This is a genomic window from Paenibacillus sp. FSL K6-2393 (assembly GCF_038002545.1).
Lineage (GTDB): Bacteria > Bacillota > Bacilli > Paenibacillales > Paenibacillaceae > Paenibacillus.
Window position 1 is genome coordinate 2,978,437 of record NZ_JBBOCU010000001.1, and the last position, 23,887, is coordinate 3,002,323.

The 23,887-nt window shown below is 45.2% G+C and carries 22 protein-coding genes and 1 riboswitch; of the genes, 13 read left to right on the top strand and 9 right to left on the bottom strand.

Annotated elements, in window-relative coordinates; translation table 11 throughout:
* Positions 1-19: 19 nt before the first annotated feature.
* Positions 20-310, bottom strand: a complete 291-nt coding sequence (locus tag MHI14_RS13180; protein ID WP_091029422.1) for an HNH endonuclease — start codon at positions 308-310, stop codon at positions 20-22.
* Positions 311-531: 221 nt separating this feature from the next.
* Between MHI14_RS13180 and MHI14_RS13185 the strand changes: the two genes are divergently transcribed.
* Together MHI14_RS13185 and mobB are read left to right on the top strand one after the other, a co-directional pair.
* Positions 532-1,800, top strand: coding sequence for a molybdopterin molybdotransferase MoeA (locus MHI14_RS13185; protein ID WP_091034849.1), 1,269 nt, complete (start codon positions 532-534; stop codon positions 1,798-1,800).
* Positions 1,801-1,807: 7 nt separating this feature from the next.
* On the top strand, positions 1,808-2,341 hold the full coding sequence (gene mobB / locus MHI14_RS13190) for a molybdopterin-guanine dinucleotide biosynthesis protein B (protein ID WP_091029424.1): 534 nt from the start codon (positions 1,808-1,810) through the stop codon (positions 2,339-2,341).
* Positions 2,342-2,588: 247 nt separating this feature from the next.
* Here the strand turns inward: mobB and xerS are convergent, their stop codons facing one another.
* A complete protein-coding gene (gene xerS / locus MHI14_RS13195) occupies positions 2,589-3,680 on the bottom strand; it encodes a tyrosine recombinase XerS (protein WP_256332233.1) in 1,092 nt (363 codons plus the stop codon).
* A gap of 193 nt (positions 3,681-3,873) precedes the next feature.
* Between xerS and MHI14_RS13200 the strand changes: the two genes are divergently transcribed.
* The 4 genes from MHI14_RS13200 to MHI14_RS13215 all read left to right on the top strand — a co-directional run bounded on the left by MHI14_RS13200 (position 3,874) and on the right by MHI14_RS13215 (position 8,207).
* A complete protein-coding gene (locus MHI14_RS13200) occupies positions 3,874-4,362 on the top strand; it encodes a GNAT family N-acetyltransferase (protein ID WP_076210139.1) in 489 nt (162 codons plus the stop codon).
* 79 nt (positions 4,363-4,441) lie between these two features.
* Positions 4,442-5,215 (top strand): SDR family NAD(P)-dependent oxidoreductase, encoded by a 774-nt coding sequence (locus MHI14_RS13205; RefSeq protein WP_091029430.1) that lies wholly within the window; start codon positions 4,442-4,444, stop codon positions 5,213-5,215.
* Between the two features lie 125 nt (positions 5,216-5,340).
* Positions 5,341-6,234 carry an aldo/keto reductase gene (locus MHI14_RS13210; RefSeq protein ID WP_341130451.1) on the top strand — a complete coding sequence of 298 codons (894 nt, stop codon included), beginning with the start codon at positions 5,341-5,343 and terminating at the stop codon, positions 6,232-6,234.
* 626 nt (positions 6,235-6,860) lie between these two features.
* A complete protein-coding gene (locus MHI14_RS13215; RefSeq protein WP_091029434.1) occupies positions 6,861-8,207 on the top strand; it encodes an amino acid permease in 1,347 nt (448 codons plus the stop codon).
* 56 nt (positions 8,208-8,263) lie between these two features.
* Here MHI14_RS13215 and MHI14_RS13220 read toward each other — a convergent pair whose 3' ends face one another.
* The 6 genes from MHI14_RS13220 to MHI14_RS13245 all read right to left on the bottom strand — a co-directional run bounded on the left by MHI14_RS13220 (position 8,264) and on the right by MHI14_RS13245 (position 14,299).
* On the bottom strand, positions 8,264-9,025 hold the full coding sequence (locus tag MHI14_RS13220) for a YqcI/YcgG family protein (RefSeq protein WP_091029437.1): 762 nt from the start codon (positions 9,023-9,025) through the stop codon (positions 8,264-8,266).
* Positions 9,026-9,107: 82 nt separating this feature from the next.
* Positions 9,108-9,734 carry a LysE family translocator gene (locus tag MHI14_RS13225; protein WP_091029439.1) on the bottom strand — a complete coding sequence of 209 codons (627 nt, stop codon included), beginning with the start codon at positions 9,732-9,734 and terminating at the stop codon, positions 9,108-9,110.
* Between the two features lie 117 nt (positions 9,735-9,851).
* Positions 9,852-10,469 carry a DUF1989 domain-containing protein gene (locus MHI14_RS13230; RefSeq protein WP_091029441.1) on the bottom strand — a complete coding sequence of 206 codons (618 nt, stop codon included), beginning with the start codon at positions 10,467-10,469 and terminating at the stop codon, positions 9,852-9,854.
* 148 nt (positions 10,470-10,617) lie between these two features.
* Positions 10,618-12,114 carry an amidase gene (locus tag MHI14_RS13235; protein ID WP_176872806.1) on the bottom strand — a complete coding sequence of 499 codons (1,497 nt, stop codon included), beginning with the start codon at positions 12,112-12,114 and terminating at the stop codon, positions 10,618-10,620.
* Between the two features lie 321 nt (positions 12,115-12,435).
* Positions 12,436-13,416, bottom strand: a complete 981-nt coding sequence (locus MHI14_RS13240; protein WP_091029445.1) for a DMT family transporter — start codon at positions 13,414-13,416, stop codon at positions 12,436-12,438.
* A 144-nt stretch (positions 13,417-13,560) separates the two neighbouring features.
* A riboswitch (FMN riboswitch) is annotated at positions 13,561-13,714 on the bottom strand.
* Between the two features lie 84 nt (positions 13,715-13,798).
* On the bottom strand, positions 13,799-14,299 hold the full coding sequence (locus tag MHI14_RS13245) for a DinB family protein (protein WP_091029446.1): 501 nt from the start codon (positions 14,297-14,299) through the stop codon (positions 13,799-13,801).
* A gap of 143 nt (positions 14,300-14,442) precedes the next feature.
* Here MHI14_RS13245 and MHI14_RS13250 point away from each other — a divergent pair, with 143 nt between their 5' ends.
* From MHI14_RS13250 to MHI14_RS13270, 5 genes are all read left to right on the top strand, one after another.
* Complete coding sequence (locus tag MHI14_RS13250) at positions 14,443-14,994, top strand: CGNR zinc finger domain-containing protein (protein WP_341130452.1); 552 nt, start codon at positions 14,443-14,445, stop codon at positions 14,992-14,994.
* 111 nt (positions 14,995-15,105) lie between these two features.
* Positions 15,106-16,485: an amidohydrolase family protein gene (locus MHI14_RS13255; protein WP_091029451.1), complete on the top strand. Its 1,380-nt coding sequence runs from the start codon at positions 15,106-15,108 to the stop codon at positions 16,483-16,485.
* Between the two features lie 472 nt (positions 16,486-16,957).
* Complete coding sequence (locus MHI14_RS13260; RefSeq protein WP_341130453.1) at positions 16,958-18,394, top strand: amino acid permease; 1,437 nt, start codon at positions 16,958-16,960, stop codon at positions 18,392-18,394.
* A 259-nt stretch (positions 18,395-18,653) separates the two neighbouring features.
* Complete coding sequence (locus MHI14_RS13265; protein WP_341130454.1) at positions 18,654-19,733, top strand: hypothetical protein; 1,080 nt, start codon at positions 18,654-18,656, stop codon at positions 19,731-19,733.
* A 46-nt stretch (positions 19,734-19,779) separates the two neighbouring features.
* Positions 19,780-20,700: a tyrosine-type recombinase/integrase gene (locus MHI14_RS13270; RefSeq protein ID WP_341130455.1), complete on the top strand. Its 921-nt coding sequence runs from the start codon at positions 19,780-19,782 to the stop codon at positions 20,698-20,700.
* Positions 20,701-20,971: 271 nt separating this feature from the next.
* Here the strand turns inward: MHI14_RS13270 and MHI14_RS13275 are convergent, their stop codons facing one another.
* On the bottom strand, positions 20,972-21,901 hold the full coding sequence (locus MHI14_RS13275) for an L-lactate dehydrogenase (RefSeq protein ID WP_091029459.1): 930 nt from the start codon (positions 21,899-21,901) through the stop codon (positions 20,972-20,974).
* 336 nt (positions 21,902-22,237) lie between these two features.
* Between MHI14_RS13275 and MHI14_RS13280 the strand changes: the two genes are divergently transcribed.
* Together MHI14_RS13280 and MHI14_RS13285 are read left to right on the top strand one after the other, a co-directional pair.
* Positions 22,238-23,515, top strand: a complete 1,278-nt coding sequence (locus MHI14_RS13280) for a WD40/YVTN/BNR-like repeat-containing protein (protein ID WP_341130456.1) — start codon at positions 22,238-22,240, stop codon at positions 23,513-23,515.
* Between the two features lie 148 nt (positions 23,516-23,663).
* On the top strand, positions 23,664-23,873 hold the full coding sequence (locus tag MHI14_RS13285; protein WP_339309699.1) for a hypothetical protein: 210 nt from the start codon (positions 23,664-23,666) through the stop codon (positions 23,871-23,873).
* Positions 23,874-23,887 lie beyond the last annotated feature (14 nt).

The window sequence follows — 23,887 nt, forward strand, 5'->3', positions numbered from 1 at the left end:
TGGAGCTGTTCTTTTTCGTTTACGATTTGCGAACATGATTTGACTTGCGTACACGGGGAATCGTTGAAGCAGGCTGTTTGCGAATCCAGCGGATAAATGGAATCATTCGTTCATCCTGTCTCAGGGATTGCAGATCCGTGAGACCAAGGGTTACAATGTCGCGATTAGTGTATAGCGAATGAATCTGTTTGTGACAGGGGATGCACAGGTTGGCTGTTGGCAGAAATGTTCCTCCCATTTCTTTCGGTGTCAGATGATGAACGGTCGTGTTTACAGGTTCTCTGCCGCATAATTCACATCGTTTACTCATGATCATCGCCTCCCTTTGTCAATTATATTATGGGCAGACAAGTTGCCTTTCATGTTGAATATAGGTCAAGGAATGTTACACCTGTATGAAATAAGATTTTGTCACAGTATTCAATACGTGATGTACTTGTTATCTTACAGTATTCGGGCTACACTTTCTTAAAAGATGAATGTCTCTAGGAGGTAAGAATACTTTTGAAACTGAACTCACATTCACATGATATGACAACTGCCAAATTCAATCGTACAGCTGTACAGGTGCCGGATGCCCAAGCCAAAATCGCTGCAAGAGTTACTTTAGGCTCCATAGAGAAAGTTCACCTTGAATCTGCTCATGGCCGTACACTTGCAGAGACTATTCAAGCACCTCATCCGTATCCATTCTTCCGGAGATCGGGTATGGATGGATTCGCAATTATAAGTACAGATACCATAGATGCATCGAGTGATCATCAAGTTTGGTTTCGAGTCATTGATGAAATTCCTTGCGGGTACACCTCGGACCACAACATTGTTTCAGGTACGACGGCTCGAATAATGACCGGTGCACAGGTTCCAGAAGGTGCAGATGCGGTAGTCATGATGGAGATGACCGAGAGCAAGGTAGAGAACGGAGAACAATGGATTGCATTGAAACGGCACATATTGTCGGGTGCTAACATCACCCCAATCGGATTGGAAGTCCAAGAGGGACAGCAACTGCTCGAAGCAGGAACGATCATCAGGGCAGGAGAGCAGTCCGTGTTAGCTACTTTTGGCATAGCAGAAGTTCCCGTATTTCAACGTCCAAAGGTGGCGATATTCGCAACCGGCACGGAATTGCTTGATGTAGATGAGCCATTGCAACCAGGTCGGATTCGAAACAGCAATAGTTACATGCTGCGCTCTCTGGTTGTTGAAGCAGGAGGAGAGCCTGTGATGTATGGTTCCATTGCAGACGATGTGAATACGGCAAGGGCCAAACTGGAAGAAGCCATTCAAGATAATGATATCGTGGTGACCACAGGTGGTGTATCTGTCGGGGATTATGATATTATGGGCGAACTTGTGCTGGAAGAACATGTGGAGATGTTGTTTAACAAAGTGACGATGCGACCAGGCAGTGTGACCACAGCTGCTGTATATAAAGATAAATTGCTATTTGCACTTTCCGGTAACCCTGGGGCTTGTTTTGTGGGCTTTAGTTTGTTTGTTCGTCCAACCATTCGTTCCATGCAGGCGGATGCTCATCCTTATTTGGAAGAATGGACTGCGATCTTGGAAGAAGAGTACACCAAAGTGAACAATTTTACACGATTCGTTCGTGGACGCACAGAGATCCGCAACGGCATGGTGTACGCGATACCGGCTGCCGCCCGTGTAGATGAATCCAGCGTGATGATCACCATTAAGGACAGTGATTGCCTGATTGTTGTTCCACCTGAGAAAAAAGGTATTCCTGCGGGTGAGCAGGTACGTATTATTAAACTTCCCACAGGTCATGTGAGGTAGTTGATAGATGACTACAATGAGTGATACAAAACCACATATCATACAGATTGTTGGATACAAAAACACGGGCAAGACAACCCTGACAGCCGCGCTGATCAGGCACTTTTCTTCCTTGAGACTTAAGGTAGCTGCGATTAAGCATGATGGACATGACCATTTTGAGATGGATCAAGAAGGAACGGATTCGTATCAATTTGGAGAGGCTGGGGCCTCGGCGGTGGTTGTCATGTCAGAGAAACGTACTGCGATTATGGAGCGACAGGCAACCAAGTTGGAGGATATGTTAAGTCATCTGTCCGGTTATGATTGGATTGTCATTGAAGGATTCAAGGATGCTTCTTATCCCAAATTCGTGATGGTTCGAGAAGAGGAAGATCTGACCTTGGTTGATCAGCTTAAAGGGGTAGTTGGTATGATCTCATGGTTACCTTCAGAGCAGTTTATAGAGCGGAGCACCGTAAGCAGAGATATAACATGGTACTCGGTTCATGAAACGGAGGATATAGCCAAAGCGTTGTTACAGATGGTTGAGAGCAAGTGAAGACAGAATGGTGAATTCGAATCGTGGAAACGTCAAGAAGTGGGATATTATGGTGGCTTCACATGATTGAATGTACAGAGAGCGTGATTGATTCTTTTTTAAATATAACGTAATATTTATTATGTAAACTATAATTATTTCTACTTATGCTCTTCTTCTTGAATGATGCAAAAAAACAAAAAAGCAGCAGACCTTTCTCGGATCGAAATCCTTGATGTGGCTTGCTGCTTTTATTCTGTTCGGGATGTTACATCCCGTCATCAGTACGACGTTCGATGGCTTCGGACATCGTTTTGTCGGTAAGGTGAGCATAGATCTCGGTCGTTTCCGTAGAAGCGTGTCCAAGCTGCTCTTTCGTTTTGTAAATATCATTTTGCAAATAATAGTCGGTTGCGAATGAATGGCGTAATTTGTGCACAGTCAAGTATGGTTTGCCAAAGCGCTTGGCGTATTTCATAATCATGGCCTGGATCGCTCTTTTGGTCATTCGACTTCCTTCTGAATCTCCGTTACGCAAAGCAATGAACAGACCTTTCTCACGCTTGGGCGTACGGTAACGTGATTGCCGCAGGTTCATATAAGTTGCGAGTTCATCCTTGGCCTGTTCCCTGAAATAAACGGGTGTTTTGTACGTCTCATCATTGTTACCTTTGCGATAAACATACAAGAGTTTGTTGTTCAGATCGAGATCATCAACGTTCAGGTTCACGACCTCCGACACCCGTAAACCTGAATTGAGGATCAGGCTGGCAATGCAGGCGTCCCGTTCTTTGTTGAGCTCATGGGAATACAGTGCCTGTTTGTTCTTTTCCATATCAACAGCGTACCCTTCAAGGATATAGCCGATAAATTCCAGCAGTTCCTCTTCCTCCAGAATTTTACCTTTGAGTTTGGCAGCGGTGTCCTTGGGTTTATGGGTTCGTTTGATCTCGATTTTGGCCATAATGTTCCGCTTCAGCAAAGGATAAAAGTCTTCATCTTCCGCAATCTGGCTCAAATAATGGAAAAGGGAACGAAGGGAAGAGAGTTTGCGAGATACGGTAATTCTGGAATTGGTTCCTTCCCGTTTGGTTGTGAGAAATAACCGATAGGCGGTAACCGAATCCATGCGAAGGACTTCCAGTTCATTCAAAGTTACTTCTTTATTAGAGCTTGCCTCGGACAGCCCTTCTGCTCGCAACCATCCGAAGAAAGCTTCGTAATCTCTCAGATATTCGAGCAGGGTAGAGGGGGACAGGTCAGGTAGCTTGTAGTCCATGAATTGCTGAACGAACCAAGGCATGGAAGGTAGTTTGTCATCCAGCTTGCGTCGATCAATCTCTTTTTGCACGTTGGTCAAGTTCGACACCTCCATGTGAAAAACATATAAGATTAATATTCAATTTAATAGTATTCTATGCTCTAGTGTACCATAATTTACATGCTCACAGCTTGTTCACCAAAGCAGGCAGTAAGTAGAGGATGCTTCCTTGCCCTTCGGCGCGTAAACCATTAAAGTAATTAGTATACGTAAAGCAGAGGAGGTGAACCGGATGAATATGAAAATAGAACTGGTTCCCCGGGAACGCAGTCAGGTGATTCGGCATTTAATGCAATTTTATCTATATGATTTTACCAAATATCTGAATATTGATGTGGACAGTAACGGCATTTTTCCGGAGTATCCGGGTCTGGAAGCATTCTGGACAGAAGAGGACCGTAAGTTTCCTTTTTTGATTACAAGTGATGGGGCACCTGCAGGGTTTGCTCTGGTGGAGAAGTTGGAGCCTGGAAGTAAGGATAACGACTACTATTTGACTGAGTTTTTTGTGATGCAAAAATATCGGCGCAGTGGAGTGGGCACTCGGGCAGCCTATGAGCTGTTCAAACGTTTTCCAGGAAGATGGAAAGTGACCCAGGTTCGTAACAATGTTATTGCGCAGGCGTTCTGGCGAAAAATTATAGGGGAGTATACTGGAGGCCGCTTTCGAGAGAAGTTCCATCCGGAACTGGGCAATCCAAGCCAATATTTTGTAACCTGATTCCAATCGGGACTTCACTTACATATAAAGCATTCTGTTTGAATGCAGAAATTAAAAAACTAATGAAGGGGTGAGTAACATGAACGTACCCACATTCCATCTTGATGGACAGACAGCACTGGTGACAGGTGCAGGGAGAGGGATCGGAAAAGCAATTGCGATTGGACTTGCCCAGTCAGGCAGTGACGTTGTACTTGTATCCCGAACGATGAAAGAAATTGAGGAGACAGCCACCTACATCTATGAACAGACAGGGCGTAAAGCGCTCGCTCTGACTGCGGATGTGACATCAAAAGGACAACTGGAAGAGACGTTTCAAGAGGCAATCTCGGAGATGGGTAGTCTGGACATTCTGGTGAATAACGCAGGTATGAACATACGGACTCCAGCACTTGAAGTAACGGACGAGCAGTGGGAGACCATCATGCAGACAAACTTAAAATCGGCTTTCTTCGCTTCGCAGTTGGCGGGTCAGCATATGAAAGAACGTGGGACTGGGAAGATCATCAACATCTCTTCGGTAGGTGGGCATACGGCTTTGCGGACAGGGGTTGTATATGGTGCGACCAAAGCTGCATTAATTCATATGACCAAAGTTCTCGCACTGGAATGGGGCAAGTATGGAATCCGTGTCAATTCAGTAGGGCCATGGTATTTCCGAACACCTTTGACTGAAAAGCTACTGGATGATCCCCAGTATTTGCAGGAAATTGTAAGCCGCACACCGCTTCAGCGAGTGGGAGAACTGGAAGAAGTGGTAGGGCCAGTTGTATTCCTGGCATCAGATGCAGCGGGATACATAACGGGTCAGACGTTATTGGTTGACGGTGGAATGTCCATTTATGGCTTCTAAATAAATGAAGTTGGTTGTAGTTTAGAAAAGTGGGTGGCATAACCAACTCATGGGTAATAACATAGGGAAAGTTAATCATTTCTATTTATCTGTACCCAATTCACTGAACTTGGAGGAAGATAACCATGGAAACGCGCAAGTACGGTAATACTGGCATGAACGTAAGTACACTTGGATTTGGCGGAGCGGAAATAGGCAAAAATGTATCCAAAACGGATGTAGCGACATTGCTGAATAGTGCCCTCGATGCAGGATTAAACGTAATTGACACAGCTGAATGTTACGGGGACAGCGAGGAATTAATCGGTGAGGTGCTGTCACATCGGCGTGATGACTACTATTTGTTCACCAAATGTGGACATGCTGCCGGGATCGAAGGTCCAGATTGGGATGCCAAAGTACTGGAGCAAACGATTGACCGCAGTCTGAAAAGGCTGAAAACGGACTATGTGGATGTTATCCATTTGCATAGCTGCTCTGAAGAAGTACTCCGACAAGGAGCAGTAATCGAAGTGCTACAGCGTGCCAAGGAAGCAGGAAAGACCAGATTTATCGGATACAGTGGGGATACAACAGATGCGCTATATGCGATTCAGACCGGAGTATTTGACAGCCTGGAGACTTCATTAAATATAGCAGATCAGGAAGCAATTGATCTTACGTTGCCTGAGGCAAGAAAAAGAAACATGGGTGTAATCGCGAAAAGACCAATTGCCAATGCGGCCTGGACGTATGAAACACTTTCGGAAGAGGCTTATCCATTTATATACTGGAAGCGCTTAAGTGAACTGAACTATGGTTTTCTGGGTGAAGATGCCCAGGCAGCGGTGGAAACAGCACTGCGTTTTACGCTAAGTACCGAAGGTGTAGACACAGCTATTGTAGGAACAGCTAAGCCAAATCGCTGGCAGCAAAATGCTGATCTTGTGGCTAAAGGGCCACTTCCGCAGGAACTGTATGATGAGATTAGAGCACGATGGAAAGAAATCGCCGGAATAGACTGGACTGGCCGGACTTAAAAAATGAAGAATATTAGCGAAGCCGCCATTATGGCGGCTTTTTTATGACCAACATAAAATATTTTCAATATATGAAAAATTCACAATAGTATTCGGAACAGAGGCTGCGAAAAACTTTAGGGGATAATGTCAATACATCAGCCTAGTCCGAAAACCGGTGAAAAAGGATAAAAAGGAAAAATCCCAGGAAGTAGCCCTTCTTATAAACAACTAAATTTATAAAAAACGACGAAGCTATTAAGAAAATACGAAAAAGAGGCAGTCTACGTTCATTTAAAAGAAATAACGACTTATTTTATAAAATTTCAACATATGAAAAATTCAAAATAGAAAGATCATTTCTCACCTTAGTTACCATCTCTCATATAGCCACATTGACGCACCACCAAGTTTAAAAGGAAAACCATTCTAAGCGATTGAAGTCAACCACTTTTTTTGCGGATTTAAATAGAATTGAAAATATATCTTTATTCTGATGCTTAAAAAGCATACAGCTTGAATTTATCATCAGAATAAATTGAACATATTAAATATTATGTAAACTAATAATAATTCTTTTGGCAATACAGACATAAAACCTCCATGACCTGTAAATCGTAAGGGGATAAGGCAGAAGGAGGAGCTTCATGAAAAGTCAGCAACACCGTAAAAACGACGACGAAAAACTAAGTTGGGTCAGCCTATCCTTGTTTGGCGCGGGTTGCACACTGGGAACGGGATTTTTTCTAGGGACCAGTCTGGCGATTCATTGGGCTGGGATATCCGTACTTATATTGTTGGTGCTGGCGGCGGCAGGTACTTACTTTGTATTTGGTGCACTGGCACAGATGACCGCAGAAGATCCAAAGGAAGGTGCTTTTCGAACGTATGCAGGCGAAGCATTCGGACCTTGGGCTGGTTTTGGTAGTGGATGGATGTACTGGTTCTCTGAAATGCTCATCATGGGCAGCTCATTAACGGCACTTGGGCTGTTCTCTCAATTCTGGTTTCCCAAGTTTCCGCTTTGGGCATTTGTTGCGATCTATGCCGCTATAGGTTTGTTCATTGCTGCATTGGGAGCGAAGGGATTAACCAAAACGGAGAATATTCTTGCTGTAATCAAACTTGCTGCAACGGTTGCATTTATAGCTATAGCAGGAGCGGCTTGTCTGGGTTGGTTACCTGTAAAAGTGACACCAGAGCAATTGAAGAATGAATGGTTCCCGCATGGAGGTAAAGGGGTATGGACCGGTTTCATCTATGCATTCTTTGCCTTTGCCGGGATCGAGGTCATGGGCTTGATGGCAGCCAATCTGAAAGAGCCAAAAGATGCAGTGAAATCAGGTCGAGTAATGTTATTATCGGTGAGTACACTCTATGTGATTTCAATTGCGTTGATCCTGTTGCTTGTGCCTTCAGCTCAGTTAACTCCAGATGAAAGTCCGCTTGTCAAAGCCATGTCAACCATTGGATTAACCGTTGTGGTCCACATTCTCAACGGAATTCTGATTATAGCCGGATTTTCGACGATGGTGGCTTCGTTATATGCCATTACGTCCATGTTGGTGAAACTCGCAGAAGATGGAGATGCACCAAAGCTGTTCACAAAGACCTGGGGTAAAAAGGACATGCCAATTCAGGCATTGTGTTGCACAGCGGCTGGATTAGTCCTGTCTACGTTGATGGCATTATGGATGCCCAAGAGTTTGTTTGAATATGTGACGACAGCAGGTAGTCTGGTATTAATGTATACATGGCTGCTCATCTGCATCACGTACATTAAGAAAATGAAGCCCGTGAAGTGGAATCGCATAAAAGTATGGATTGCCATAGTATTCATTGTGGCTGCTGTGGCTGGGACAGCGATGGAAAAAGCCAGCAGAACAGGTCTGCTGGCAAGTGTGGGACTTGTGGTGTTCCTTGGGATTATCACATATGTTGTTCATAAGGTACGTGGCTCGAAACCACCGCAGTCAGCACCATCCAAACCATAAGCAAGTTTCAGCAACTTTCGTGGAAGTTGCACAACGAATTAATGAGTGCTTTAAAATTATTTCGTCAACTTGCCTAGGGCTTGCTTCATCCGCATAAAGGGACATTTGGAAGGTGTCTGCTCATCATCAGGCAGAAAATACTGTTTCCATTCCAGATTATCCTGCTGACCATACCACATCAGCGAAGGGTGAGCAGGGACAGCATCATACGAAGCGAGACGTTTGCGAATTAAGGTTTTCATTTTACGGCCAAGAGGGGTGTTGTCATTAATGGATTCGAATACCCACCGCGGTTGAAAAGCAAACATGAGATAAGGAAAATGCCGGCTGGCTCGGAGTTCATGTGCAGGAGTTGCACAGAAACAAAAGTAAGGCTCTCCGCCAAAGCAAAACTCCCATGATGAATCATGAGGATCGGTTGATATATGTTCCGGCCACGGCTCGGTATCGTGTGAACTTACCCGATTAAGCATTTGCCAGAATAACGTCTGATATTGCTCTACCGTTGTATGATCTTTCAGATCACTTGGCGTCTCACAGATCACAACCATGGAAGCGTAATGGCCAGTGTCTCTGGAGACAGGACCATATTGTCTAAGCAGATCGGCCATATCTTCGGCAGCCTGTTCTGATCGGGGGTCACACGTAAAGCCGTACCTCAAATGTCCTGACAGAAATCCCATTCGTCCAGGTACACATGGATACGTATTATCTTCATCGGCGATCATTTTACCAAATTGCGAATAAGCGTCCTGCTGCCAACATGGAAGACGCTCAAACAAGGTGTTTATTTCGTCGGCACTATACAGCTCCGCCATTGATTCCCAACTCCATTCCACATGATACCGTTACAGTATTAATGTGGGGGAAGTTGGGTGACTGTCCAGTCTGATTTTATTGTCAGAAAAAAATGGAACGTACAGCTTCGTACCCAAAATACAAACCAAATCCGATCAGGCAGATTCCCGAAATGATGGAGATCCAGCGTAATACATTTTCACTGCTATGTTTGTGGAATCGACTGGCCATTCCAGCCATAATGACATCCCACACCAGGATACCAATGAATATGCCTGAACTGTAGAGCAGCAAATGAGCCATGTCCGTGTGCTTCACAGTTGTCGCGAGAATAGAGCCATAGATCCCAAGCCAAAATAAAATGTTCAGTGGATTGGACAGGGCCATTAAAAAGCCGGAAATAAAGGATTTTCGAACAGTCGCTTCCGCAGTAGATGTACCTTGAATCCCCTGTTTCAGCTTCGAGAGCGTTTCCACTCCCGTGTAAATCAGAATAAAACTGCCAAATGACCAGAGAAAAGAGCGCATGAACGGCGTGTCCAGAAAATGGGCAACTCCAAAATAAATCAGCAGCATATACACCAAGTCTGCAAACATAGCTCCGAGTCCTAGAATCCAGGCATGCATGAATCCATGTCGAGCTCCACGGTCCAGTTGAGCTGCATTAATCGGACCGATTGGAGCTGACAATGATATTCCCAGAATAATATAACTGAACAGTACAGACATAAACACGTTCACTCCTTAACGGGTTCGACGAATTGTACCAGTAGTCACATAAAATGGGTACAAGTCATCGTATTCCCGCAAGGAGTGAATTAGAACAAACTGTGAGGATATAACACTTTAAACAGCAGGCGACTCCACATCGAGTTGAACAGGTGTACAATGATAGCCATTGCAAGAACTTTCCTCGCATGGACAAGCTGATAAACCGATGATCAGATCCATCAAAGCTTCCATTTCAACATAATCCCCTGCACATGATTCGGGAGCGATAACATCAATTTTGCCTTCACCATCTACTACGGAATTCATAAACAGATTGAAAGGATAATGTTGATCAGGGGGAGAGATACCGAAAGGTTCAAGAGCAGTATTCAGATTATTATAACAACTGGGATGGTCCTTTTTATCATATAAGACCTCATACATTTCCGGACGACAGGCCGAATTGAAAAAATCATGAATGCCTACAGTTTCACTGACAATGGAAATGAGAGGTTTATAACGGTTGGAATACAGGCATTGCCCCGGTTTAATTCTGTAATTGCGCAGGACATCGAGGGTTACCCCGGGATCAAGCCGATTATTAATATTCTGTGCATCATAAGCGACAAAGTCAACCACTTGCTGCCCCTCCAGATCAGTTATACGGATCAGTGAGCCTTTTTTCACTTTAAGAGCGTAGCCTGTCTTGGCAGGAATGTGAATAGATTGCTTATGAGATTCCGTTGAATTCATCACTGTCTCCTCCGAGGTCTTTTTACTTCAGTATGCGGAGATGACATTGCTTTCATGCACTATAGCAAGTAATGTAGGCATGCGAATATGAAGAATAAGAATAGGGTGCATGAAAGATTACTCATCAAAAACGTGTGAAATATTGCGTTTATGCTGGGAACAGCGGATTACCTTTCATCCCAATCCAGAGGTCTGATTGTTCAAGCTGTCCAGCCAGATGTAACAACCAATCTTCGCGTCCCTTGGTTGCCATCACTTGAACGCCCATTGGCAAACCTTCAGGTGTCACATGCAGAGGTACACTTATCGCAGGCTGGCCTGTCAGATTTGCAAGCTGGGTGAACGGTGTATACGTAAGACTTGGCTCAAACATTTCATAGATGAGTTGCTGCTGCTGGGTCTTGTCCAATTCACTGATTCGCATCAGATTACGGATCTGTTCGTCATGAGGTGTTAATTCCCCAATCTTAGGCGCAGGAAAAGCATTAACAGGTGTGACGTAGAAGTCATAACGCTCAAATAAGGTGGACATCTGAGCTGCAGCTACATCCCATTCAGCTAAGCTATGTACAAATTCCGCAGCGGACACCTTTTTGCCTGCTTCAGCCAGAACCCAGGATTCAATCTCCATATCATCGGAGGTCAGAGCCCGGCCCATGGACCGTTCCATGGAAGAGATCATCGCGGCCATCTCACCACTGTTCATCATGTAATAGTTCTCCATCAACCGAACTCCATTGACTGGACTCAGTTTTTCCTCAACATGATGACCTTGATCTTCCAACCAGCGAACGAGCTTGTATACAGACTCTTTGGCTTCTGCGCAGACAGGTGTACCCACGGGCGAATCCGTTGTGTATGCAATTTTCAGTTTGCGTTGATGTGGATAGCTCATATCTGCCAAGTAACTGCCTGGAAAGAGTGGAGCATGGAACGCAGCTTCGGGCTGAATGACTTGTAACGTATCAAGCAATGCAGCACTGTCCCGAACCGAGCGAGAGAGGGCAAAATCAATCGATGCGCCTTGCCATTGACGACCAACTCCCGGTCCTACAGGTGTGCGCCCGCGTGTTGGCTTCAATCCAAACAATCCGCTAAAGGAAGCCGGGATACGAATCGAACCACCTCCGTCACTGGCTCCAGCGAGAGGAACAATACCCGAAGCTACAGCCGCGGCAGCTCCACCGCTTGAACCACCTGGAGTGTGATTTATATTCCATGGATTGCGAGTTGGACCATGGAGGCGGGGCTCTGTGATATTTTTCAAGCCAAATTCAGGCGTATTGGTATGTCCTATGAAGATAAAGCCTGCATCACGGAGTCGAGTGACAAAATTGGAATTGCGTAATGCACGATGCTCGCTGAACAAACGTGAGCCTGAAGTCAGAAATTCGCCTTCCAAGGATTGCGAGATATCTTTCAGGAGCAGGGGAACACCGGCAAAAGGTTGTTCTCCAGGGCGAACCAAACCGGCTTCCTCACGTGCGCGATTTTCATATGTACGAATAACCGCATTAAGTTGCGGATTCACTTCTTCAAGGCGTGCAAACGCCGCTTCCAGCATTTCAACCGGGGATACCTCCCGGGATCGGATCAGTTCAGCCAAACCTACGGCGTCGTAGGAGGTATATGAGAATGAAGACATCATGATCGTTCCTCTCTGAATATAATTATCTGTTTATTCCATATGTCATCGTACCACCGGATTGGATAAAAGACAAAACATAGAAGAGACTTAGCGCGATGATTTTGATATTCGGTATGAGAGGAGAGAATAGAGGGGCATTTGCGATATAGAAATAAAGCACAGGGTTAATAGCTCATATTGCAAATTGAGAAAATGATCGAGTAATATCGAGTAAATTGAGTAATGGAAATAAAAAACCACTGCTCATCTAATTTGATGTGCAATGGTTTTATTTTATATTTGACTATTTGTTTATATGTGAACCTCAGATATATCTACTTAATCTGTACGCAGCTTCGGTGCAGCATCGGCCGCAGTTGATGATCTTTCCTGCTGTCTGGAAATGGCGAAGAGGGCCACCCAGATCAGGATAAAACCAAGCAGCTGCTCCCATGTAATCAGTGTACGGAAAGCAATCCAGTTCACCAACACACCCGCCATCGGGAAGCTAAGTTCCGCGAGTGTTGCAACAGATGCTTTGGTTGACGACAGACCTTTGTAATACAACAGAAGACTTAGCAAACCTGGTAACAATGCCTGACCGAGAATATTGAGGATGACAGCAGTCTGTTCACCCGTTCCGGACGGAAATGTCCATGCCGCACCTTCGTTCCACGTCATAAAAATCAGGAGCGGGAGAGCAACGACAAAGCGAAGGGAGGTGACCGTTTCATAACGCGCCTGTCCCAGCATCAATCGGCCCATAACGGTTGAACCTCCCCATAAGGCAGCAGCCCCAAGGGATAACAAGCTTCCAGCATGAATCCAGTTGTCCCAGTTACCTAATGGCAATGTGAAGCCAAATGTAAGCAGGTAGGTTCCTGCTAATGCAATGAAGAACAATCCACCGAAGCGACGAGGCAACGTTTCTTTCAGTAACAGTTTAGCCAGAACGATAGCGAAGAGTGGTTGCATTTTTTGCAATAAAAGCACCGTATTCGGATCGTTATGTGTTAGTGCCATGGTGAACAATACCGTTGCGAGTGCTGATCCTCCCCATGAAATAAAAATCACGGCAATCCAGTGGCGAGCGCGTAGGTTTTTCAGATCAGCCCGAAATTTCCACAGCACGGGTATGGCAATAAGACTGACGATGATGTGTTCCACCAGTACAATCTGCGTGGATGTCATCGTGTTTAGCAAAATAATGCGGAAGAGTGGGTCGACACCCCATAAGGCGGCGCCGAGAACTACAAGCCAGAATCCAGTATTACTTCGTTCCTTGCGGTAAACAGGTGATGCTGCTGATGTCTTTTCCATATTCAGGACTCCTTCGTCAGAACACGGAATCTTCAGTTGGCAAAATCGACAAAAGCCCCCGTTTTGGTATATACCAAATAAACGGGGGCTCATCCAAAGACATGCGTCAGGAAAGAGGCCTTCCCGAGAACGGCATGTCAATGTGTTGATCTTCTCTCATCCGGACTGTACCGTCGGCCTTGGATTCACACCAAGTCAGTCGCTAGATGTCCTTCGTTAAGAACTAATAGCGAGTCGCGGGCTGGTTCCGAAGAACATCACCGCCGGTTGGGAATTGCACCCTACCCCGAAGATCCTATTCAATTATATAGTGTGTTGAACAAGCTGTAACATTAATAAGTTCATCTTATTCCTGTAAGCGCTAGCAGTTCAAGCATTTTTTTTAGAAAACGATTTTCCAGCTTCCTTGCTGTCTGCGAAGGAGCACGATCTGACCTGCGTGATACGCATCATGGAGTACCCAGCGAGCTAGTTCGTGTGCCCATTTCTCTTCGGAGTCCATATATGCGGCTTCAAGATCTGACTCTTGTAGTGCAGCCAATTGATCTCGCAACTGCTGGGCTAATCGAGTTGTACCCTGTAGCAGTGTATTCCATCCAGCTGCATCCGTCGGATCTCCGGAATTCCCAAACGTGTATTCATTGGAGTCTACAGCAGGAAGGGTAGGCTCCTTACCTTGCATGCGACATAATAAGCGATGGTTGTAATAATACATATGGTTAACCAACTGCCAGATGCTTAATCCCCCTGAGGGTGGAATCCAGGCTGCTTGTTCTGCTGTAAGACCCTCCAAGGATTTCGACAAAGGTACAATCCAATTACATTGATCCCAAGTATCATCCTTTTGAATAAGTAACACATCTAGTGCTGTTGTTTTTGTCATTGCCTTTTCCTCCTTGCGTATAATTGTGATTTGTGATGTAACTAGCTAAAACTGATTAATGAGGTTACACTTAATATAACACATCAAAGATGAGTTGTAACCTTCTTTATTTACTTAGATGGTTACGATAAACGGAGGTATATATGGACAGGTTATGGACCGATTTTGTAAACAGCGATTATCACGACTGGCGTGGGGGAGATCGATCGGAGGACAGACTAGGGAAGGCGAGCTGGCAGCAAGATTTTCTGGAACGATGGCAACTTAACGCTTCTGTCCCTTCATCTCCAGAAGATGAGTTGTCGATGAGAAATTTCAGGAATGAATTGATGGATCTTGGAGCCCGCTTGTCTTCTGGAGAATCATTAACGGATATAGAAAAACAATGGTTGAATGGCGTTATGGAAGCAGGGCATGTGAGAAGAAAATTGACTACAATTGATCAGGGACTGAAACTCCAACTGGTAGCTGTAGAAACGGGTTGGCATCAGGTTATGGCTGAGGTAGCTGCTGATTTTGCTACGACTTTGGTAGCGGGAGAAGGCGGCAGGATTCGGATCTGTGATAATTCGGATTGTCGCTGGATGTTTTATGATGATACCCGAAGCAGAACACAGAAGTACTGTGATGATAAGATGTGTGGAAATCTGATGAAGGTCAGAAGATTTCGGGCGAAACGTAAATCCCAAAATTGATAAATACTAACAATAACTATATAATATATATATACTAGCGAAACAATAGTCAAAAGCAGTACGGATTCGTAAGCAGGATATGATCGTCTTTCAAACCAAATCAGATGGGAGATGTGTCTTGTGCGGACAAGTTATCTGTTGAAAAATGGCTGTGTGTTGTCGATGGATGCTCGAATTGGACAGTATAAGAGGGCGGACGTTCTGATTCAGGATTCACTGATCATGGCGATCCAGCCCGACCTGGATATTCCAGATGCGGAGATCATTGATGCTTCATCGATGATTATTATGCCTGGGCTGGTGGACACACATCGGCATGTGTGGGAATCACTGGTCAAAACAGCGGGAACCAACTGGTCCTTGCCAGTCTATTTGCAAAATCTCTATTATGGTGCGATGGGAAGCAAGCTCCGTCCAGAAGATAGTTATATTGCCAACTTACTCGGTTCCTTGGAAGCGCTTAATGCAGGAGTGACAACGGTGTTGGATTGGAGCATGCCGTATTCACCTGACCATACGGATGAACTGATTCGTGGACTTCAGGATGCTGGCATTCGGGCGGTATTTGCTCACGGAGTCCCTGGTGAGACGAACTACTGGAATCGGGATAGCCAACTCACGTATTCGAATAATGATGTGAGAAGAGTCAAAGAACGTTATTTTTCATCACGGGATCAATTACTTACCTATGGGCTTGCCATTCGTGGTCCAGAGTTCAGTCATTGGGATACAACCGTGAAGGAGATCGAACTTGCTCAAGAGCTGGATGTGATCTGTTCCATGCATGCCGGATTTGGCAGTTGGGGATCTGTGGATCGTTCGATTAGTCACTTGTACGAAGCGGGACTGTTAAGTCCACGAGTGAATATCGTTCATGGTAATACCATGGGCATGGATGAATACAAAATGCTGGCAGATAGCGGTGCTTCCTTGTCGGTCACACCTGAGGTTGAGATGATGATGGGTCATGGATATCCGGCCACCGGCTATTTTCTTGAACATGGGGGAACCCCTACACTTGGTGTAGATGTGGTGACTTCCACAGGCGGAGATATGTTCTCGCAGATGAAGTTTGCACTTCAAGCTGAACGATCCAGAGCCAACGAACAACTTTTGCAGCAGGGTGAGATGCCTGGTGAGTTGAACTTGCAGTCCAGCCAAGTACTGAGATTTGCAACTTCGGCTGGTGCCCAAGCATTGGGATTGGAGAAGAAGGTGGGTACGTTGACCCCAGGGAAGGAAGCAGATCTGATCATGATTCGTACCACCGATCTGAATCTGTTCCCCATCCATGATCCAATCGGCGCTGTCGTGCAATTTGCCAATCCATCCAATGTGGATACGGTCTTTGTGGCAGGTAGACTCGTGAAGCGAGAGGGTAAGCTGTTGCATGTTGATTTGGATGCGATTCGTCATATGGCGATGCAGAGCAAAGAGTATTTGTTATCCCAATACCGGATGTCAGATGCAGAGAGAATTGCTTTCTCGTGAACCCATAGTAAGAAAGAAAGGGCCGCATAATGATATGTGGCTCTTTTACATGCCTTCATATCGTCGAATTAGACAGGATAAGAGAGGAAGGGACAGCGGAAAAAGACGAAAAGAGCTCTCATTTTTTTAACTTCAGATAACAAGGGATATAAGGTGTTTTTCACGAAAATTAAGGCTCATAAAAACTGCGCATAATATAAATTATACGCAGTTTTGTTTTAAATCGATTTTCATATTTGTCCACGTGAAACAGTTCATGATAATTTTCGCGAAAAAAGAACAAAATAAGTGATCCTTAAAAATAAATTTAACCAAGCAACGCGATAACGTGTAGAATTCGATAGGTTTTTATAGGTGATCGATAAGATAGAACAAATGACTTTTTCATAGAACAGATGGGAAGCCATCCAATCGCTGCTACATCCATAGCACATATTGCACATTCAAGATTCATGACGAGAGGAACATGACTATGCGTGAGAACGAACAACGATCTTCATTATTTCGTAAAAAACCAATTGCCTCGGAGGGCGATAACAGCAGTGCATTGAAACGGGCGCTTGGTCCGTTGGACTTAACCACACTTGGCGTAGGAGCTATTATTGGTACCGGGATTTTTGTGCTGACCGGTGTAGCTGCCGCAACGTATGCTGGCCCTGGCCTTGTACTGTCATTTTTGCTGGCAGGTATCATATGTGCATTCGCGGCATTGTGTTACTCGGAATTTGCCTCAAGCATACCGGCATCGGGTAGTGCGTACACGTATAGTTATACGGCTTTTGGTGAAGTGATTGCCTGGATTCTGGGATGGGATTTGATATTGGAGTATGGATTCGCGAGTGCAGCGGTAGCCAGCGGATGGTCTGGATATTTCCAGACGTTATTGTCTGGATTTGGATTGGAGTTACCACATGCGCTGACGAGTGCGTTCAGCCCGGAAAAGGGAACCTATTTTGACATCACGGCTGCGGTCATTACGTTAATTATCACCTTCCTGCTTACTCGAGGGGTGAAGGAAGCCGCTCGTGCGAACGGCATCATGGTAGCGATTAAGATTATCGTGGTGTTGATCTTCATTGGTGTAGGTGTTTTCTATGTAGAGCCAACAAACTGGCAACCATTCTTGCCCTTTGGTATCTCAGGCGTAACTGCGGGAGCAGCAACCGTATTCTTTGCTTACATCGGATTTGATGCGGTCTCCACAGCAGCAGAAGAGGTCAAGCGGCCACAACGGGATTTGCCGATTGGAATTATTGCGTCACTGGCGATCTGTACTGTTCTCTACATTGTTGTATCGTTGATCCTCACAGGGATCGTGCCTTATAACATGTTGAATGTAAGTGATCCGGTTGCGTTTGCATTTGAATTTGTTCAATTGAAGGGATTGTCCTGGATTGTATCTCTTGGAGCGATTGCCGGCATTACGACCGTATTGCTGGTCATGATGTATGGTCAGACACGTTTGCTCTATTCCATGTCTCGTGACGGACTGCTGTCTCCGGTCTTTTCCAAGGTTAGTGGCAAGAGTCAGACACCAGCGGTAGGGACATGGGTTGCAGGCATTATCGTGGCTCTGTTCTCCGGGTTCATCTCGTTGGGACATTTGGCGGAGCTTACGAACATCGGAACGTTGTTTGCTTTTGCAGTTGTAAGTCTTGGCATTATTGTGTTGCGTAAAAATAACCCTGATCTCAAACGCGGCTTTCGCGTTCCACTTGTGCCACTGATTCCGATTCTGAGTGCCTTGGGTTGTGTATACTTAATGACACGCCTTGCAGCGCTGACATGGATTACGTTTTTTGCTTGGTTGATTATCGGATTGATTATCTACTTTGCGTATGGACGTCATTACAGTCATCTGAATCCGGCACGCCGGATCTCCAGTGCTTTCAGAGCGAAGGATAAATAGATTAGTTGAGAACGTCTTTAACCGAGAACATCTTCATTTTTCCTCATTTCGTATCGCTTAGGCGAAGCGGGATGGGGATTTTTTTATATAGAAAGATAAAGGAAGATAACAGCAGGGGAAGGTTGGAATTTTCTTCATATATGGGTAAGTAATTAGGGACGTGACGAACTTAATCACGGGGGCGGGGTTGCGGCTAAGCCAAATATGAAATATATTTGGGGATGTGACATGCCATCAGACATAAGAGAGGGGATGTATCATGAACACACCATTACATACGAATTCAGATCATCAAAATGTAGCTTTTGGATTTGCACTCGCTGACTCAGCTGTACTTGCAGAGGCGCAATTAATTGTTTCACAATTAGAGGATTCACAAACCTTACAGTTGGATATTGATCCACAGCGTCTTCTGAAGGATGGACGTAAGGTATCTGTCATTGCACAACAGTTGGATTCACCCGTCAATCGTCAGGATGCCAATATCATCTATGGTCAGGAGTTAGCATACGTGCAGTATGCTGTTAACCTGAAACCGGATAGCTCGATCTCCATTGCTTCTATTGAAGGCGTTGAACAGTCTGTTAATCTTGGTTGGGCAGCATTTCAGGAGGGGGAATACGAACTTCGAATCTCCCTGCATATGAAAACACCTCGTATTGCTGAAGGTACACTCGAACCTGAACAACTTGCAATGGTTAAGTATGCGCAAGTTATCACCGTATATATATCGCTTTTCCCGGCAGAAGCAGCGTCGTTGAGTTCACCATCTCAAGCTGTGTGGAGCAGAAACCATCATGTGTTTGACTCCTACGGGAGAGGAGGATTTATTCTCGCTGACCTGCCTCGACTCGCTAAGCGTGTGGAGGAACTGATTGGACCAGGTAACCATAATCTGATCGAACAATTTGCGGAAGGGGAACTGTCGGATACGTTGCTGGAAGAGGGGTTGATGGCGATCGCCTGGGGCGTGACTCCTTGGTGTTATTCACTCTATTCCGCACCAGATGAGCAGTCTGCTGGAATACTTGCCGTGGACAAGCTGGGCGATGAACCTGAACGGCAAGGGATCTACCGTATTGATCCGTCCATTCAACAATTAAGTATCGTACCTGCGAATGAGCTGGCTTATTGGCCTGCCTGCGTTCAGAACGATTGGCCTGTCATTGATGTGGCGGGTGAAGGCGAGACGTTGCACATGAATTTATATACTCAGATCTGTGAATCCGTGAATGGGCTGCACGAGAATCCATTGCCATCGTTTGTACTTACCCGTAGTCAAGGCAAACCCGAAGCGATCATTCCGCTGATTGACGTTGTCATTGTGGATGAAGCATAGGATCACTGGTCAACTTATAAGAACCGAATCGAGGTGACGTAGACAGATGATGACTGAGGAGATCCAGGAGCAATATGCGGACGAGCTAGAAGCTTTTCACATATGGATGAAGGATGCCGGATATACAGGCCATACGGTAAAATCATACACGGGTGACGTGGTGGAATTCCTGGTCTCCATTCAAGGAAAGTCACTGGAGCAGGTCAAAAAGCTGCATGTGTTGTCATTTCTGTCCCGCGCTCGGGAGCGTGGGGTTAGTGATGCCACGAGAAATCGCAAACATGCGGCGGTGAACTGTTTTTACAAGTCCCTCATTGAACTCGAATTGTTAACAAATAATCCGGCGTTTGGGATCAAGAAATCCAAAACCGAAAAAAACCGTGCGCCCGTTTTCCTTGATGAAAGTGGGCTGACACGTTTTCTGGAGTCGGTAGAAGGCAAGTATCGCACACGTAATCTGGCTGTTTTTCTACTGATGGGATATATGGGATTACGGGTGGGAGAAGTGCACGCGTTGGATTGCAAAGACTATAATGCGGAGCGGCGTACATTGGATGTATTTGGTAAAGGTCGTAAATGGCGCTCGCTCCCTGTACCGGAGACTGTGGCAAAAGTACTGTCTCAAGCGATGGCTGAGCGCTTGGAACCTTGGCGACCAAAAGAGGAAGCATTATTTGTCTCGCAAAAAGGGAAGAGATTGTCGATTCGCAGCATCCAGCTCATATCTACGGAAACCTTTGAACGCTTCCAGCAGGAATCACCAGCCAATCAACGTCAAAATTACTCCAGTCATAAGCTGCGTCACTCCTTCGCGACCATGATGTTACGGCGTGGAGCCGACTTGCGTACGGTTCAGGAACTGCTTGGTCATGCATCGATACAAACGACAACCGTGTACACACACGTAACCAGCCGGGAGAAAGAAGAGGCTATGGCTTTGCTGGACGTTAAACTTCCGTCATATTAGAAGAAAAAAACCAATATTTAATCCAAAAAGGAGTCTGTCCAAGTGACAGGCTTTTTTTGTTATTGATTTGATGAAGGAGAATTAAACATAATTAATATTATGTAAACTAATATCTGGTATCTAAATACTCATATAAATAGAAGTCAAACCAAAGAACCATTCGCTTCTTCTCTCTGGAAGAAACAATGGTTCTTTTAGCTAGCACAGATATTTTAATTCACAACGGTTAATATGTTTAATCGTTCACGGTATGAATGATTATGTGGTCGGATTACTCCAATCCAGCGATTTGTTCTTTTAATTTGTTAGCAGATGCTTGGAAAGCCACTTTCTCGGTTTCATTCAACGGAAGAGGCAGAATCTCGCGCACACCGTTGCGATCAACAACGCATGGAACGCCTAGGTAAACATCCGATACGCCATTGTAATCTTCAAGCAATGTGGACACGTTCAGAACGGAGCCCTCGTTGCCGAGAATTGCAGCTACAATGCGGTCCAGAGCGAGGGCGATTGCATAGGAAGTCGCTCCTTTGGCATTAATAATCTCATACGCTGCATTTTTGGTACGGTCGAAGATATCCTGTTGTGTTTCTTCATCCAATTCCAGATCTGTTCCTGCAACGTTAGCCAGGCTCCATACCGGTACTTCGGAATCTCCATGCTCACCAATAATGTGTGCGTGAATACTACGCGGGTCGATTCCTTTATTTTTACCAATCAAGTAACGGAAACGTGCGCTATCGAGCAATGTACCTGAACCGATGACACGAGAAGCAGGCCATCCACTTTGTTTCCATGAAGTATAGGACAAAATATCTACAGGATTGGTTGCAATCAGCAAAATACCATGAGAATTCACTTCAGTAATACGCTCGATAATATCTTTGAAAATGCTTGCATTTTTCTTCAGCAGATCAATCCGAGTTTCGCCCGGTTTTTGGGAAGCACCCGCTGTGATAATAATGATATCTGCATCTTTGCAGTCGGAATAATCGCCAGCCCATACTTTCACGCCTCCCGTAAATGGAAGACCGTGGTTCATATCCAGCATTTCGCCGGTTGCTTTATCATGATTCACATCCACAAATACCAACTCGGACGAACGCTGTCTCAACATTAGCGTGTATCCCGTTGTTGTTCCCACCGCACCCATGCCTACAATCACGACACGACTTGGTTTCAGAGCTGCACTATTTGTCATGTTCATATCCTCTCCTTTTTGGGTTATACTCCCATCCATATTAAGGGATTAGAGAGTATAAAGCGAGTGTTGTCTATAAAATAGTTCACATTTCATGTCTTTTTACCAATTATTCCGTCGAAAAACAGTTTAGGATGAAATTAATGGTAATAAATGTGCGACATATTGCCCAGAGCATCAGCTTGAAAAAGGGAGCGGGCCGACCATGAGTGGGCAATGAGCCTTTTACATAAGGTTTGTGGTAGAATAGGAGCAGTGGATTCTGATGAATCGTAAATAAAACGCCATAGGACAGGCATGCGCGCCTGTATATTGGATGAGAGAGGTGGAACCCACTTGCGTTCGCAATGGATTAAAATCGCGCAGACAGCATTGCTGTCTATAGGTATAGCAGCTGTATTGGCTGCATGCACCGACTCAGATCAACCTCCGGTAGCAGAACCTCCGCAGCAGCAGGAGGACGCCGGGAATACAGGGCAGACATTAACTGTCGTTCCCCCTGTGAACAGTACAGAATCTGCAGATATGGCCAAGTACCAGATACAGACTCGTTTGACCGATTTTCAGTTGCTCAATGACAACGGAGGATTGGCGTGGGGTGTGACGCGGAATGCGCTGCGCCTGTACTACACTCAGGATCAGGGAAAGACCTGGACTAATATTTCACCTTCGGAAAATGTACAGTTTCCGGCTAACCCTAAATATGGACAAAGCATTTATTTTGTAGATCGTGCACATGGTTGGATTGTTCGTGAAGGCATGGGTGGAACAGATACCATGGTGCTTCGCACCAACAATGGGGGCGTAACTTGGAGCCTGTCTTCTCTGTCCAAGACGGATAAAGTGACTGCGATCTCATTTGTATCTCCTGAAAAAGGCTGGATTCTCACCACGGTTGATACCGCTATTGGTAAACAGGACAAGAAACTTTACTTCACCGAGGACGGTGGAATTACCTGGAATCGGATGTCATCCAGTGATGAAGATGGTAAACAGGAAGCAGAAGAGATTTCCAAACGTGGATACACCACGGGGATGACTTTCTCGGATCCAAAGCATGGTTTCTTAACAGCGCTGGAGTTCGGCACACCGAAGTTGTATGTAACATCAGACGGCGGAGAGAACTGGAATACTGGACCATCTTTCTTTGATCGAAACAAATTCAACGGGTGTGGTAATTTCAGTGTTAGTTCACCACAATTTTTTGGACGTGAAGCGCAATCAGCCTGGATGTCAATGTCCTGTTCTCAAGGCGAGAACACGACATTCAATGGATTCTTTACCACCGATGGCGGAAAGAGCTGGAAGCTGTCCAATTTCACTTTAAACAAACAAAAGGGTCCGAATCGTAACCTTTCACCGGTATTTCTAAACGCATCGGAAGGTTGGGCGATGCAAAAGGGCATAACCTACCACACCAAGGATGCGGGCAAAACGTGGAGCGCTCTTCCTGCAAGCAGTGTACTGGAGAAAATTCTCGAAGATTATCCGGAAATTGTGAAGATTCAGATGGTTAACCCCGAGCTTGGCTGGATATTGGTTGAAAATACAGATGCCAAAAGATCGTTGTTATTGCAAACGGTAGATGGCGGTGTACATTGGAAAGTACTATAAACGTAGAGTGTTATCGATGTGAATAGATAGGAGAAAGGAGAGGAGCCTAAGGGTTTCTTTTCTTTTTTTGCTTAGTTTGTGAAATAAATCACAAATAAATCCACTAAAAGGTGATATATTTAACTCAACAAGAGAAGGAGTGATGAAGATGAGAACCAACGGTCAAACTCAATTCACGCAGGCGGATGAATTAACCAGATATATGCTTCAATTATGCTACACATGTGACGATGCTAATCGTTGTACGACAGAGGAAGCAGTGAAGGCTTGCATGGCAGAACACGCACAGACAGACCAGCCCGAACCAGCCGAAGGTGGAGAAGTAACTCGCGGGTTTATGGACCTAATGTACGCTTAGTTATCAAGACTGAT